We start from the raw sequence: 955 nt of genomic DNA on the forward strand, positions 1-955 counted from the left end.
GAGCGCAGCGCGGCGAGCCCTTCCTGCGCATTCGGCGCGGTCCGCACCTTGTAGCCGGCGGCCTTGAGCACCGGCGCCAGCATGTTGCGGAAGAACGCTGAGTCATCGACCAGCAGCACCGACTGCGAACTGGCCGACGGGCGCATCTCCTTGCGCGAGAACCAGTCGGCAAACGCCATCGGCAGGAAGTGGCCGACATCGATCACCTCGGTGGCCTGGCCCTTGATCACTGCGGAGCCCAGAATGCCGTCCTGGCTGCCCGCGACCTCGATGTTGAGCCGCTCCTCGACGATGTCGATGATCTCGTCGACCACGAGCCCCATCGAGCGGCCGTCGTCGGCGAACACCAGGATCGGCTGCGCCCCCTGCGACTGCACCTCGACGCCGGCCATCTGCACCAGCGGCATCAGCTGCTCGCGGTACTGCACCATGTAGCGGCCGTTCGAGAGCTCGATCTTGTCGGTTGCGATCTCCTCCAGCCGGGTGACGAGGCCGAGCGGCACCGCCTTGGGCTGGCTCGATCCGGCGCGGAACACCAGCAGCGAAGTGAGCTGCTCGCCGCTCGCGGCATGCGCGCTCGCATTGTCGTCGGCCATGTCATGGGCCGAGGAGCCGGAGGCGCCCAATGCCTTGGCGATGCCGTTGGGATCAATGATCATGATCACCGCGCCATCGCCCAGGATGGTGTTGCCGGAGAACATGTCGATGTGGCGCAGTTTGGTCGACATCGGCTTGACCACGATCTCCTCGGTGTGGAACACGCCGTCGACCACGATGCCGAAGGTCTGGCTGCCGACTTGCGTGACCACGATGAAGCCGTTCTCGGCATCGGTGGTGGTGGCGCCGTCGTCGATCTTCAGGAGCTTCTTCAGATGGATCAGCGGCAGCAGCTTGTTGCGCAGTCGCAAGACCGCGGTGTCCTTGATCCGCTCGATGCGGTGCTCGGAGTTGGCGC

General features: G+C 65.5%; 1 protein-coding gene. It reads right to left on the minus strand.

The window, feature by feature from the left end; all coding sequences use genetic code 11:
• Positions 1-955: chemotaxis protein CheW (locus tag FNJ47_RS46225; RefSeq protein WP_175068526.1), on the minus strand; the 955-nt coding region annotated here is incomplete at both ends.

The organism is Bradyrhizobium uaiense (assembly GCF_010811875.1).
GTDB classification, from domain to species: domain Bacteria; phylum Pseudomonadota; class Alphaproteobacteria; order Rhizobiales; family Xanthobacteraceae; genus Bradyrhizobium; species Bradyrhizobium uaiense.